This window comes from Buttiauxella gaviniae ATCC 51604 (genome assembly GCF_001654835.1).
GTDB classification, from domain to species: domain Bacteria; phylum Pseudomonadota; class Gammaproteobacteria; order Enterobacterales; family Enterobacteriaceae; genus Buttiauxella; species Buttiauxella gaviniae.
In genome coordinates this window covers 1-258 of sequence record NZ_LXEP01000128.1, presented here as the reverse complement: position 1 = coordinate 258, position 258 = coordinate 1, and the positions used below count along the sequence as shown (strand labels likewise).

The 258-nt window shown below is 47.7% G+C and carries 1 protein-coding gene; it reads left to right on the top strand.

The features are described 5' to 3' along the window. The coding region (locus tag M977_RS25650; RefSeq protein WP_167351127.1) for a hypothetical protein at positions 1-258 on the top strand (258 nt) is incomplete at both ends.

The window sequence follows — 258 nt, the reverse complement described above, 5'->3', positions numbered from 1 at the left end:
ACCGCAGAACAGATCGGCGGCATGAATAACTTTGGTGGGCTGAGTAGTGCGCAATTTGGCTTGTTAGATCTTTCCGGAATGACAACATCGGTCATCGGCAATTTTAGCAGAACCGAATATGACGGACTGACAGCGAATCAAATTACGGGTTTAAGCACTGAACAAATTCAGGCAATAAAACACGTGGAATGGCTGCCTGTAGGGGTGATAAGCGAATTTACCGCAGTGCAAACCGCGGCGTTGGGTAATAAGCTTGCG